Genomic DNA, 11,889 nt, shown 5'->3' with positions numbered 1-11,889 from the left:
CCCCACGGAGTACCGAAATGCGCCGTTTCCTGCCCGTCCTCCTGCTCGCCGCCGCCGTGCCGTCGCAGGCGGCGACCTACCTCGTCGAGTCCCGCCACACGCAAGGCGTCGTGCGCTGGGACCACCTCGGCTTCGCGTTTCCGACCGCGCAGTTCGCGCGCGTCGAGGGCGTGCTCGTGTTCGACCCGGCCGCGCCGGCGAAGGCGTCGGTGAAGGTGAAGATCCCGCTCGCGGCGATGACGAGCGGGGTGCCCGACCTCGACGAGGACCTGCGCTCGGACAGCTTCTTCGACCTCGCGAAATTCCCCGAGGCGACGTTCACCAGCCGGACCGTCGAGGCGCGCGGGCACGGCGGCTACCGCGTCGGCGGCGACCTCGTCGTGCACGGCGTGACGCGCAATGTCGTGCTCGAGGCGACGCTCAACAAGATCGGCACGAACCCGCGCAACGGCGTACCGTCGATCGGCTTCGAGGCGACCACGCGGCTCAAGCGCTCGGACTTCGGCCTCGGCCGCTTCGTGCCGCAGGTCGGCGACGAGGTCGAGATCCATGTCACGCTGCAGGGCGAAGAGGCGAAGCCGTTCGCCGCATACCTGCGCCGGCAGGCCGCCGACGCGGCGAATGACGCCGACCGCAAACAGTACGAAACCGCGGCCGCTGAGGCCGAGGCGATCGCCGCGAAAGCGGCGACGGACTGACGCCGCCGCAACGCAAAAAGCCGGCACCTTCGCAGGTGCCGGCCGATGAACAGCCCTTTCATCCGATCCGTCGCGTGGCGAGCGAGGCCCTTGCGGGTCCGCACGCAGGCGTGCGCGCTCGCGCGGACGGATCCGCGGATCAGTACAGGCGCTGGCGCTTGGTCACGTCGCGCGAAACGCGGCGGAGGTGACGCTTGACCGCGGCAGCGCGCTTGCGCTTGCGCTCCTGGGTCGGCTTTTCGTAGAACTCGCGCTTGCGCACTTCGGCCAGCACGCCGGCCTTCTCGCACGTGCGCTTGAAACGGCGCAGGGCAAACTCGAACGGTTCGTTTTCGCGAACTTTGACGCTGGGCATACATTCTCCAATGACACAGGCCCGGGGCTGGCGGGCGAGCCGTGTATTCTATCCCGATGAATCAGCCCATTGCAAAGGCGGGCCACGGCCCCGTGCTCGGGGTCGAAACCTCCTGCGACGAGACCGGGGTGGCCGTGTTCGACCCGGCCCGCGGCCTGCTCGCCCACACCCTCTACAGCCAGATCCGCATGCACGCGGACTACGGCGGGGTCGTGCCCGAGCTCGCCTCGCGCGACCACGTGCGCAAGCTGATGCCGCTCGTGCGCGAAACCCTGGCCCGCGCCGGCCTCGGCGTCGCCGACCTCGGCGGGGTCGCCTACACGGCCGGGCCGGGGCTCGTCGGCGCCCTGCTCGTCGGCGCGACCGCGGCGCGCGCACTGGCCTGGTCGCTCGGCCTGCCCGCGATCGGCGTGCACCACATGGAAGGGCACCTGCTCGCGCCGCTGCTCGAGGCTGACCCGCCCGAGCCGCCGTTCGTCGCCTTGCTCGTGTCGGGCGGTCATTCGATGCTCATCGAGGTCGCCGGGATCGGCCGCTACACCTTGCTCGGCGACACCCTCGACGATGCCGCCGGCGAAGCATTCGACAAGACCGCCAAGCTCATGGGCCTGCCGTACCCGGGCGGCCCTGCGCTCGCGCGCCTCGCCGAGCAGGGGCGTCCCGGCGTGTTCCGCTTCGCGCGGCCGATGACCGACCGGCCAGGCCTCGACTTCAGCTTCTCGGGCCTGAAGACCCAGGTCCTGCTCGCCTGGCAGCACTCCGACCGTGCGGAACAGACCCGCGCCGACGTCGCGCGCGCGTTCGAGGAAGCGATCGTCGAGACGCTCGCGATCAAGTGCCGCCGCGCCCTCGCGCAGACCGGCGCACGCCGTCTCGTGATCGCGGGTGGCGTCGGCGCGAACCGTCGCCTGCGCGCTGAACTCGCCGAGGCGGGCGCGCGGGAAGGTTTCAGCGTGCACTTCCCGCGCCTCGAGTTCTGCACCGACAACGGCGCGATGATCGCGCTCGCGGGCGCGCTGCGCCTCGCCGTCGGCCAGCACGAAACGCCGGAAATCCGCGTGCGTCCGCGCTGGGACCTCGCAAGCCTGCCGCCGGTCGCCTGAACGAAGTCGCCGCAGGCGGCGCATCGACGCCCGGCGCGGGTTCCGCTGCGCCGCGCGTTCGGGGATCATGCACGTTCGTTCCACCGCCAGCGGCGTTCCATGGATCTCGTTTTCATCGAAGACCTGCGCATCGAAACGATCATCGGCATCTACGACTGGGAGCGCACGACGCGCCAGGTCGTCGCGCTCGACATCGAGATGGCGTTCGACAACACCCGTCCTGCGGCGAGCGACCGCATCGGCGACACGCTCGACTACAAGGCGGTGTCGAAGCGGCTCATCGCGTTCGTCGGCGAATCGCGCTTCGAACTCGTCGAGACGCTGGCCGAGCGCTGCGCCGAGATCATCCGCGCGGAGTTCGGCGTGCGCTGGCTGCGTCTCAAGCTGTCCAAGCCCGGTGCGGTGACCGGTTCGCGCGCGGTCGGCGTGATCATCGAGCGCGGCGAGCGCTCGCCCGGCGCCTAGCGACGCGCGACGTGCATCGCGCCTGGCTCAGCCTCGGCTCCAACCTCGACGCCGAGCGCCACCTGCGCGCGGCGCTCGAAGAGCTGCGCGCGCGCTTCGGCGCGATCGTCGCCTCGCCGGCCTACCGCTTTCCCGCGGTCGGCTTCGACGGCCCCGACTTCGTCAACCTCGCGGCCGGCATCGACAGCGATCTCGCCGCCGCCGCATTGAACGACTGGCTGCACGCGCTCGAGGATCGCCATGGTCGCCGCCGCGACGTGCCGCGTTATTCGAGCCGCACGCTCGACGTCGACATCGTGCTGTTCGACGACGCGATCATCGACGGCCCCGGCCACCTGCAGGTGCCGCGGCGCGAGCTGCGCGAGGCGTTCGTGCTCAAGCCGCTCGCCGAGATCGCGCCGGACCTGCGCGTCCCCGGCGATGGCCGCGCGCTCGCCGAACTCTGGGCCGCCTCGCCCGACCGCGCGACTCGCTTCGAACGGGTCACGCTGTAGGCGGCTACAAAGCCTGAAACACGAAGGACACGAAGAATACGAAGGAGAGCAAGCAAGAGACGGAAAGGTTGAAACACGGAGCACACGGAGCACACGGAGGTAGCGTCACTTCATTTCTTGCTTTCTCCGTGTGCTCCGTGTGCTCCGTGTTTCAATCTCTTCCTGCTTTTCGCTCTCCTTCGTGTTCTTCGTGTCCTTCGTGTTTCAATCTTTCGCTTCCACCCCGGCATCACATCGATAGCGAGCGGCCGCCGTCGACGCGGATGATCTGGCCGGTCACGTAGCGCGCGTCGCGCAGCAGCCAGAGCACGGTGCCGGCGACGTCGTCGGGCGTGCCCGCGCGCGCGAGCGGCGTGCGCGCGATGAGTTCCTGCTGGTCGGCGTAGTCCTTGCCCGCCTCGGGCCACAGCACCGCGCCGGGCGCGACGCCGTTCACGCGCACGAGCGGCGCGAGTTCCTGCGCGAGCGCGCGCGTGAGCATCGCGAGCGCGGCCTTCGCCATGCAGTAGACGCTGTGACGCGGCAGCGGTCGTTCGGCGTAGATGTCGACGAGGTTGACGATCGCGCCGTTGCGGCCGGCCAGGTGCGGCGCGGCGGCCTGGGCGAGGAACAGCGGCGCACGCGCGTTCGCCGCGAACAGCTCGTCCCATTGCGACGGCGTGACCGTCGCGAGCGGCGTCGGGAAGAACGACGACGCGTTGTTGACGAGCGCATCGATGCGGCCGAAGCGCGCGAGCACGGCGTCGACGAGGTCGGGCAGGCAGTCGGCGTCGGCGAGCTCGGCCTGCAAGGTCAGCGTGCTGTCGGGGCGTTGCGCTTCGAGCGTGAGCGCGAGCGCTTCCAGTTCCGCGTACGAGTTGCGCGCATGCAGGGCGACGTCGTAGCCGGCCGCGTGCAGGGTGCGCGCGATCGTCGCGCCGACACGCCGCGCGGCGCCGGTCACGAGCGCCACCGGCCGTTGCTGCGTGCTCGCCATCGTCGCGCTCTCCTTCGGGTTATGCTTCCCGCATGCCATTGTCGAGAGTGCCGCAGAACGCCGCGGCCGACCAGCCCTGAACACGCAACTGCCCGCTCCGAACGACGACGAACGCGAACACTCCGACCAGCTCGCGGCGTTGCTGCGCAACGAGATCCGCGCGACCGGCTCGATGCCGTTCGCGCGCTGGATGGAGCTGTGCCTGTACGCGCCCGCGCTCGGCTACTACAGCGCGGGCCGCACCAAGTTCGGCGCGGCCGGCGATTTCGTGACCGCGCCGGAACTCGGCGACCTCTATGCGCGCTGCCTCGCGCGCGCGTTCGCGCCGACCCTGCGCGCACTCGGTGCCGACGCCGACGTGCTCGAAATCGGCGGTGGCAGCGGCGCGTTCGCGGTCGCCGCGCTGCGCGAACTCGCCGTGCAGGATGTGTTGCCGCGCCGATTCCTCATCCTCGAACCGAGCGCCGACCTCGCCGCGCGCCAACGCGCGCGTGTCGCCGCGGAGCTGCCGCCGGGGATCGCCGCGCGTGCGGCGTGGATCGCGCGGCCGCCGGAACACGGCTGGCGCGGAGTGCTGTTCGCCAACGAAGTCGTCGACGCGCTGCCGACCACGCGCTTCACGCTGCGCGAGGGCGAGGTGTACGAGGAGCACGTCGCGCTCGACGAGGCGGGCCGTTTCGCGCGCGTCGATCGCCCGGCCGACCTGCTCGTCGGGAATGCGGTGCGCCATCTCGAGCGCGCGCTCGGCGCCGCGTTCGCCGACGGCTACCGCTCCGAAGTGCTGCCGCAGTTGCCGTACTGGGTGCAGGCGGTGAGCGCGTCGCTCGAAGCGGGCGTCGTGCTGTTCGTCGACTACGGCTATCCGCGCGCCGAGTACTACCTGCCCGCGCGCAGCGACGGTACGCTCGTCTGCCACTATCGCCACCGCGCGCACGCCGATCCGCTGCACTGGCCCGGGCTGACCGACCTCACCGCGTTCGTCGACTTCACCGCACTCGCCGAAGCCGGCGTCGGCGCGGGCTTCGATTTCGTCGGCTACGCGCCGCAAGGCCAGTTCCTGCTCGCGAGCGGACTACTCGATCTCGTCGACGACGGCCTGTCCGAGCGCGAACGCGTGCAGCGCGTCGCCGAGGTGAAGCGCCTGACCCTGCCCGGCGACATGGGCGAGCGGTTCCAGGCGATCGCGTTCGCGCGCGGCGGCGTCGATGCGCTGCCTGGCCTGCGCGCGTTCGACCTCTCGCATCGCCTTTAGCCCGCGCGCCTCCGGGTTCCGCCGCGCGCGTTCGCGACGCGGATGGCACATTCGCGCGCCACGCGCCGTTCCCCGTCCGTGCCTTCACCTGCACGGAACCCTGCCATGACCGTTCGATCAATCCCGTCGCACGTGCGCGGCGCGCGCGTGCGCGCCGCCGTCGTCGCGTGCATTCTCGACACCGCGAGTGCGTTCGCCGCCGGACCGTACGCGTACCTGCCGTCGAGCAGCCATCCGACGGTATCCGCGGTCGAGCTGTCGAACACGGCAGCCGTGCCGGCGACGATCACCGTGACCGGCACCGAGAATACGACCGGCTTCTACGGCGCCGCGCTGTCGGACAAGGGCGATCGCTTGTACGTGTCGGACCAGGTCAACGAAACCGTGTTCGAGATCGACACGACGACGGGCGTCACGACGCACGCGTACTTCGTCGGCTCCAATCCACGCGGCGTCGCGGTCGACCCCGGCGGCCGGCACGTCTACGTCGCGGACTTCGCGAGCGCGGGCCTGTCGGTCATCGACACGACGACGCACGCGGTGACCGGCGTCGATTTCGGTTCGCTGTCGGGCTCGGCCAACCCGAGCCCCAGCGGCATCGCGCTGAACCTCGCGGGCACGCGCGCGTACGTCACCGACGCATCCGTCGGCCATCGGCTGTGCCGGATCAACCTCCTCGCACTGCCGACGAGCGTCGCGAACGCCGATTGCGTCGTGGTCGGTGCCGCGGACGACGACGGCGCCAATCCGAACGCGGTGGCGGTCAGCCCGGACGGCACGCGTGCCTACGTCGTCAACCACGGCGAAGCGACGGTGTCGGTGGTCGATACGGCGACGCTGGCCGTCACGCGCACATTCCCGCTCGGCTACGGGTCGCCCAACGGCATCGCCATCAGCGCGTCGGGTCGACGCGCGTATGTCGGCACGGGCCTCGGTCGCGTGATCGTCCTCGATCTGGCACGCGTGCCGAACGCCGCATCGGACCCGGTGATCGACGTCATCGACGACGCCGCGATCTTCGCGGTCAACGGCCTGTCGATTTCACCCGACGGCCCGCATCTGCTGGTCGCCGACACCGGCAACGACGAGCTGCACGTCGTGGACATCGTCGGCGACGCCGATGCGATCGTCGCCACGGTGGGCGTGAACCAGAGCCCGATCGCGATGGGTCGCTTCGTGCGACCGGACGCGATCTTCGTGAGCGGTTTCGAGAGAGCCGGCTGACGAGGCGGCGCGTCAGCCCCCGCCGGCGGGTCGCGGCACGGCCTCGATCGCGCGCCGCCGCGCCGCACGCACCGCTTCGCCGATCTTCTCGCCGGAGAGCCCCTGCGCGACGAACGGCGCGGCGTCGATCGCGCGCGCGGCCGCGTGCGCGTCGCGCAGGTACGCGGCCTGCGGATACGCGTCGTCGGCGCGTCCGAGGCGGCCGCGCTTGTCCGCCTCGCAGGCGAGCAGGAAGCGCGCGATGCGTTCGGGGCGGCGGAACGCGTCGAGGCGCTCGAGCAGCTTGAGCACGGTTTCCGGCCGCAGCTCGAATGCGCGGTGCGCGTCGAGATGGAAGCGGCAGACGAGCTCGCCGAGGGCGGCATGCTCGGCCGGCACCTTCAGGCGCGCGGCGAGCGCGCGCAGCGGTGCGACGCCGCGCTGTTCGTGCATCACGTGGCGAGGCAGTTCGTCCGCGGGCGTGAGCGCCTTGCCGAGGTCGTGCACGAGCGCGCACCAGCCGACGAGGTCATCGCCGGGCGCGAGGCGCGCGGCCTGGTCGAGCACGAGCTCGACGTGCACGCCGGTGTCGACCTCGGGATGGAACTCGGCGCGCTGCGGCACGCCGTACAGCGCGTCGACTTCGGGCAGGATCGCGCGCAGTGCGCCGCAGTCGCGCAGCGCGCGCAGGAACGCCGACGGCGCGGGCTCGGCGAGCGCCTTGCGCATCTCGGCCCAGACGCGTTCGGCGACGAGATGGTCGACCTCGCCGTCGTCGACCATGCGACGCATCAGCGCGCGCGTCTCGTCGGCGATGCGGAAGCCGAGCGGCGCGTAACGCGCGGCGAAGCGCGCGACGCGCAGCACGCGCACCGGGTCCTCGACGAACGCGGGCGACACGTGGCGCAGCAGGCGCTGCTCGAGGTCGCGGCGGCCGCCGAACGGATCGACGACGTCGCCGCGTTCGTCGATCGCCATCGCGTTGATCGTGAGGTCGCGCCGCTCGAGGTCCTGCTCGAGCGTGACCGAGGGGTCGGCATCGACGGCGAAGCCGTGGTAGCCACGGCCGGTCTTGCGCTCGGTGCGCGCGAGCGCGTACTCCTCCTGCGTCCGCGGGTGCAGGAACACCGGGAAGTCTTTGCCGACCGGCCGATAGCCGGCCGCGCGCATCTCCTCCGGCGTCGCGCCGACGACGACGAAGTCGCGATCGGCGACGTCGAGGCCGAGCAGGCGGTCGCGCACGGCGCCGCCGACGAGATAGATGCGCATCGCTTGACTTGCCCGTGGAAACCGGCTGGCATTGTGCCAGCGAACCCCGGGGAGAGCCGCATGCACGTACGCCACGCCGTCCTCGCCTGTGCCCTGCTCGTCGTCGCGGCCTGCTCGACCACCGCGAAGAAGCCCGCGCCCGCCACGGCGCCGTCCGCGCCCGCGGCCGCCCGCGACGACACGCTCTACCGCGCGCTCGGCGCGCAGGCGGGCATCGAGAAGGTCGTCGACGCCGCGCTCGTCGAGATCCACAACGACCCGCACATCAATCTCTTCTTCGCCAACACCGACATGCCGGACCTGCGTCGCCTGCTCGTCGAGCAGTTCTGCGCCGCGACCGGCGGCCCGTGCGAGTACACCGGGCGCAGCATGGAAGAGGCACACGGCGGCCTCAATCTCACCGACGACGATTTCGACCGCTTCGTCGCCGACCTCGTGCGTGCGTTCGACGAGGCGGCGGTGCCGAAGGACCTGCAGCAGCAGTTGCTCGCGCTGTTCGGCCCGATGCGCAAGCAGATCGTCGGCCAGTAGGACGGGTCGAGCCGCGCGGCGGCGAGTCCGCCGGTCGCGGCTTAGGCCCGAGGCCGCGATCGCCGTCGCGCACGTCGCGGCGGCGCGCGCTTCGCGCGTACCGCCCCATGAGGTCGATCAACCGCGGCGGTAGCTGTCGAGGTCGCGCTGGCGTTCGTCGCCCGCGAACAGGCGTGGCACCACGGCTTCCATCGGCGTCGCGACGATGCCGAGTGCAGCGAGGCCATCGTCGCGCACGACCGAGTCGAGCTGCAGCGAGCGCAAGTTGTCGCGCGAGATCGGCTTGCCCGGCAGCCACTCGCCGACGAGCGCCTGCACGCGGCCGAGCGCGTCGGGCAGCGGCAGCACGATGCGGCGCTTGCCGATCATGCGCGCGGTCCAGCGCACGATCTCGCCGAGTTCGATCACGCGCGGGCCGCCGAGCTCGTAGGTGTGCCCGTGCGTGTGCGGGTGGGCGAGCGCGCGGGCGAAGGCTTCGGCGACGTCGCCGACGTACACGGGCTGGAAGCGTGCGCGCGCCCGCGCGAGCGGCAGCACCGGCGCGATGCGCAGCAGCGCGGCGAAGCGCGAGAACAGGCCGTCGCCGTCGCCGAAGATCACCGACGGGCGGAAGATCGTCCATGCGAGCGGCGACGACTGCACGAGCGCTTCCGCCTGCGCGCGCGTCTGCAGGTAGTGGCTCGTGCCTTCGCCCGCGCGCAGCGCGCTCATCTGCAGCAGGCGCGACACGCCGGTGCCGGCGCAGGCGTCGAGCAGGGTGCGCGTGAGTTCGACGTGCGCCTTGCGGAAGCCGGCGCCGTCACTGCCGCGCTCGTTGAGGATGCCGACGAGGTTGACCACCGCGTCGGCGCCCGCGAGTTCGCGCGCGAGCACCGCGCGATCGTGCACGTCGGCGTTGACGAGCGCGACGCGCGGCAGCACGCCGAGCTCGCGGTGCAGGTCGCGGTTGCGCGTGAGCACGCGGATCGCGTGGCCGTCGCGCTGCAGTCGCGGCACGAGATGGCGTCCGACGAAACCGGTGCCGCCGAGCACGACGATCTTCTGCGCCTTCATCGCGGGCTCCTGCGAGGAGCCTTCCATTTAGCGCGTTTCGCGTGCGCTTGCAACGCGCGCCGCAAGGATGTCGTTTGCCGGGGTGGAATGATTGAAACATGGAGCACACGGAGCGCTCGGAGAAAGCAGGAGAAGTGAACCGCTCTTCCTCCGTGTGTTCCGTGCGCTACGTGTTCAGGCTTCCGCTTTGATGCTACTGCGCCGCCGACGGCGGTGAGGGCTGCGGCGCCGCAGAGGCGCCGACGGCCGCATCCGGTGTCTGCACTTCGCTCGCGGGCGCGTCGGCGGGCGGCTTCTGCTCGACCGCGGTCGTCGCGCAGGCGACCGCCTTGCGCGGCGTCGAATCGTCGGGCGCGCGGTACGGCTGGCCGATCTTCGGCATGCGCGCCGACAGTGCGAGTACCTTGCCGTTCATGCGCCAGTCGTAGATCACGCTGAATGCGAGCACGCGCGCGACGTACTCGCGCGTTTCCTTGTACGGGATCGTTTCGACGAAGAAGTCCGGATCGAGCGTGCCGCGGGCGTCGAGCCAGCGCCCGACCGGCGCCTCGCCCGCGTTGTAGGCGGCGCTCGCGAGCCACGGGCTGCCGTCGTAGGCGTCGGCCATTCGGCCGAGGAAGCGCGTGCCGAGCTGCACGTTGAGGGTCGGGTCGAACAGGTCCTGCGCGCTCGAGTACGGCAGCTTCTCCGCCTTCGCGAGCTTCTTCGCGACGCCCGGCAGCAGCTGCATGAGGCCGTAGGCGTCCGCGTGCGAGTGCGCGTCGGTCATCCACGCGCTCTCGGCGCGCAGGATGCCGTAGGCCCACGACGGGTCGATCCCCGCACCGGCCGCCTCGCGCTTGATCAGCGCCTCGAGGCCGAGCGGGAAGCGCTGCTCGTACAGGCGCTGCGTCTGCGGGTCGGCCGAGAACGCGAACACCGCGCGGTCGTACCAGCCCTTGCGATAGGCGTAGTCGGCGGCGAGCCGGCGCTGGTTCGCGTCGAACTTGCCGAGCGCGAAGTTCCACTCGCGCCGCGCCTCCGCGAGCATGCCGAGTTCGCGGAATTCGAAGGCGCGCTCGAGATCGGGCTGCTGCGCGAGCGCCGCTTCCGACTTCGCGTCGCCGGCGAGCGTGAGCGGGCAGATCGAGTACGGCTGCCCGCTCCAGTCGGCGGCGAGGAAGCCGTGGAAGTTCGCTTCGCGCGCGACGTCGGCGTAGAGCGGCGTGGCTTCGGTGTCGCGACCGAGCTTGCTGAGCACGCGCGCGCGCAGGTAGCGCCAGCGCGCGTCGGCCTTCTGCACGTCGGACAGGCGATCGAGTGCGGCGAGCGTCTCCGCCCAGTCGGCGCCGGCGAGCGCGATGCGCACGCGCCATTCGCGCGTCGCGTCGTCGTCGGCCGCGGCCGGCAATGCCTTCAGGCGCGCGAGCGCGTCGGACGAATAGCTCGTCGAGCGATACAGCGCGATCGCGTTGAGGATGCGGTTCTTCTGCGCGTCGCTCCACTGGAAGCGCGCGCCGAGATCGGCCCACGCGGTTTCCGCGCCGTCGCTGTTGCGACGCGCGTGGCGCGCGAGCGCGTAGGAGACCGCGTCGCGCGTGCGCGGCTCGTCGGCCCAGCCCTTCGCCTTCGCGAGCGTCGCCGCGGGTTCGCGCAACGCGGCGACGATGCGGTCGGCGGCGATGCGGTCGCTGCCGCCGAGCAGCGCCGCGGCGTCGTCGGCGGCTTCCGCATTGCCGGCGTCGGCGGCACGCTCGAGGTGTTCCCACACCTGCGCGTCGGAGACGACGCGTTGCGCGCGCAGGCCGCGCAGCACCGCGTCGCAACTGCCCGGCAGCGCGCGCTCGCCCTGCCAGAACGGTTGCACGTCCTTCGCGTAGTCGAGCTTCTCGTCGTTGGCGAGGCGACCGAGCAGCGCGCTGCACTGCAGGTCGCGGTCCTCGCTCGGCGTGTACGTCGCCAGGTACGCCTTCCAGTCGCCGCGGCGCGCGAGTTCGCGCAGCCACGCCTCGCGCAGGTCCTGCGCAGGCAGCGTGCCCGGCCAGCGCTCGAGGAAGCGCTCGACCTCGGCGCGCCCGAGCTTGGCGATGCGCGGCCGCAGCGCGGCGAGTTCGATATAGGGATAAAGCGGGTAGTGCGCGGTGTCGAGGCCGGCTGCGAGCTTGCGCCAGGCGCCTTCGGGCGGTTTCTTCGCCGCCGCGAGGGCGACGCGGAACTGCGCCCGCTCGCTGGCGCGGTCGGCGGCGGCGAGCGGCAACGCCACGGTGAAGGCGAGGACGGCGAGCCAGGCGGCGCGGGCACGTCGTGATCGCCGGGGAACAGGGGTCGAACGCATCTGAACGGCTCGAATTCGGCGCAAGGCCAGAGTGTAGCTTGCTGCGACGCCGCATCGCGCACCCTCGGGCCATCGAAAGACCGGTTTCGGCGCCTCGGCATAGCAAAGACGAAACATTTGTTTTACATTTTCTTGACGCTTGCGCCCGGGGGAGGGAAGACCACCGTGCGTGTGCC

At 71.3% G+C, this 11,889-nt stretch carries 12 protein-coding genes; 7 read left to right on the top strand and 5 right to left on the bottom strand.

Annotated features, from left to right (window positions below):
- The first annotated feature begins 17 nt into the window (after positions 1–17).
- Positions 18–698, top strand: coding sequence for a YceI family protein (locus tag FHW12_RS06775; RefSeq protein ID WP_182530257.1), 681 nt, complete (start codon positions 18–20; stop codon positions 696–698).
- A 139-nt stretch (positions 699–837) separates the two neighbouring features.
- Here the strand turns inward: FHW12_RS06775 and rpsU are convergent, their stop codons facing one another.
- Positions 838–1,053: a 30S ribosomal protein S21 gene (gene rpsU, locus FHW12_RS06770; protein ID WP_131996031.1), complete on the bottom strand. Its 216-nt coding sequence runs from the start codon at positions 1,051–1,053 to the stop codon at positions 838–840.
- Positions 1,054–1,109: 56 nt separating this feature from the next.
- Here rpsU and tsaD point away from each other — a divergent pair, with 56 nt between their 5' ends.
- The 3 genes from tsaD to folK all read left to right on the top strand — a co-directional run bounded on the left by tsaD (position 1,110) and on the right by folK (position 3,115).
- Positions 1,110–2,156 carry a tRNA (adenosine(37)-N6)-threonylcarbamoyltransferase complex transferase subunit TsaD gene (tsaD, locus tag FHW12_RS06765; RefSeq protein WP_182530256.1) on the top strand — a complete coding sequence of 349 codons (1,047 nt, stop codon included), beginning with the start codon at positions 1,110–1,112 and terminating at the stop codon, positions 2,154–2,156.
- A 99-nt stretch (positions 2,157–2,255) separates the two neighbouring features.
- Positions 2,256–2,621 carry a dihydroneopterin aldolase gene (gene folB / locus FHW12_RS06760; RefSeq protein ID WP_182530255.1) on the top strand — a complete coding sequence of 122 codons (366 nt, stop codon included), beginning with the start codon at positions 2,256–2,258 and terminating at the stop codon, positions 2,619–2,621.
- An 11-nt stretch (positions 2,622–2,632) separates the two neighbouring features.
- Positions 2,633–3,115 carry a 2-amino-4-hydroxy-6-hydroxymethyldihydropteridine diphosphokinase gene (gene folK, locus FHW12_RS06755; protein WP_182530254.1) on the top strand — a complete coding sequence of 161 codons (483 nt, stop codon included), beginning with the start codon at positions 2,633–2,635 and terminating at the stop codon, positions 3,113–3,115.
- Positions 3,116–3,344: 229 nt separating this feature from the next.
- On the opposite strand, the gene FHW12_RS06750 is transcribed toward folK, so the two are convergent.
- Positions 3,345–4,091 (bottom strand): pteridine reductase, encoded by a 747-nt coding sequence (locus FHW12_RS06750; RefSeq protein ID WP_182530253.1) that lies wholly within the window; start codon positions 4,089–4,091, stop codon positions 3,345–3,347.
- 76 nt (positions 4,092–4,167) lie between these two features.
- Between FHW12_RS06750 and FHW12_RS06745 the strand changes: the two genes are divergently transcribed.
- Positions 4,168–5,343, top strand: a complete 1,176-nt coding sequence (locus tag FHW12_RS06745) for a class I SAM-dependent methyltransferase (RefSeq protein ID WP_182530922.1) — start codon at positions 4,168–4,170, stop codon at positions 5,341–5,343.
- A 105-nt stretch (positions 5,344–5,448) separates the two neighbouring features.
- Positions 5,449–6,567, top strand: a complete 1,119-nt coding sequence (locus FHW12_RS06740) for a YncE family protein (protein ID WP_182530252.1) — start codon at positions 5,449–5,451, stop codon at positions 6,565–6,567.
- A 12-nt stretch (positions 6,568–6,579) separates the two neighbouring features.
- Here FHW12_RS06740 and FHW12_RS06735 read toward each other — a convergent pair whose 3' ends face one another.
- On the bottom strand, positions 6,580–7,815 hold the full coding sequence (locus FHW12_RS06735) for a multifunctional CCA addition/repair protein (RefSeq protein WP_182530251.1): 1,236 nt from the start codon (positions 7,813–7,815) through the stop codon (positions 6,580–6,582).
- Between the two features lie 60 nt (positions 7,816–7,875).
- Between FHW12_RS06735 and FHW12_RS06730 the strand changes: the two genes are divergently transcribed.
- Complete coding sequence (locus FHW12_RS06730) at positions 7,876–8,346, top strand: group I truncated hemoglobin (protein WP_182530250.1); 471 nt, start codon at positions 7,876–7,878, stop codon at positions 8,344–8,346.
- A gap of 117 nt (positions 8,347–8,463) precedes the next feature.
- Here the strand turns inward: FHW12_RS06730 and FHW12_RS06725 are convergent, their stop codons facing one another.
- Together FHW12_RS06725 and FHW12_RS06720 are read right to left on the bottom strand one after the other, a co-directional pair.
- Positions 8,464–9,399 (bottom strand): complex I NDUFA9 subunit family protein, encoded by a 936-nt coding sequence (locus FHW12_RS06725; protein ID WP_182530249.1) that lies wholly within the window; start codon positions 9,397–9,399, stop codon positions 8,464–8,466.
- A gap of 193 nt (positions 9,400–9,592) precedes the next feature.
- Positions 9,593–11,713, bottom strand: coding sequence for a transglycosylase SLT domain-containing protein (locus FHW12_RS06720; RefSeq protein ID WP_182530248.1), 2,121 nt, complete (start codon positions 11,711–11,713; stop codon positions 9,593–9,595).
- Positions 11,714–11,889: the final 176 nt, after the last annotated feature.

Origin of the sequence: Dokdonella fugitiva (assembly GCF_014138265.1) — a bacterium.
GTDB lineage: Bacteria > Pseudomonadota > Gammaproteobacteria > Xanthomonadales > Rhodanobacteraceae > Dokdonella_A > Dokdonella_A fugitiva_A.
This window is presented reverse-complemented; position numbering and strand designations above follow the sequence as displayed.

Bases quoted from the DNA above. Each gene is read 5' to 3' on its own strand.
- FHW12_RS06775 (WP_182530257.1), top strand. From the start codon at position 18: ATGCGCCGTTTCCTGCCCGTCCTCCTGCTCGCCGCCGCCGTGCCGTCG.
- rpsU (WP_131996031.1), bottom strand. From the start codon at position 1,053: ATGCCCAGCGTCAAAGTTCGCGAAAACGAACCGTTCGAGTTTGCCCTG.
- tsaD (WP_182530256.1), top strand. From the start codon at position 1,110: ATGAATCAGCCCATTGCAAAGGCGGGCCACGGCCCCGTGCTCGGGGTC.
- folB (WP_182530255.1), top strand. From the start codon at position 2,256: ATGGATCTCGTTTTCATCGAAGACCTGCGCATCGAAACGATCATCGGC.
- FHW12_RS06750 (WP_182530253.1), bottom strand. From the start codon at position 4,091: ATGGCGAGCACGCAGCAACGGCCGGTGGCGCTCGTGACCGGCGCCGCG.
- FHW12_RS06740 (WP_182530252.1), top strand. From the start codon at position 5,449: ATGACCGTTCGATCAATCCCGTCGCACGTGCGCGGCGCGCGCGTGCGC.
- FHW12_RS06735 (WP_182530251.1), bottom strand. From the start codon at position 7,815: ATGCGCATCTATCTCGTCGGCGGCGCCGTGCGCGACCGCCTGCTCGGC.
- FHW12_RS06730 (WP_182530250.1), top strand. From the start codon at position 7,876: ATGCACGTACGCCACGCCGTCCTCGCCTGTGCCCTGCTCGTCGTCGCG.
- FHW12_RS06725 (WP_182530249.1), bottom strand. From the start codon at position 9,399: ATGAAGGCGCAGAAGATCGTCGTGCTCGGCGGCACCGGTTTCGTCGGA.
- FHW12_RS06720 (WP_182530248.1), bottom strand. From the start codon at position 11,713: ATGCGTTCGACCCCTGTTCCCCGGCGATCACGACGTGCCCGCGCCGCC.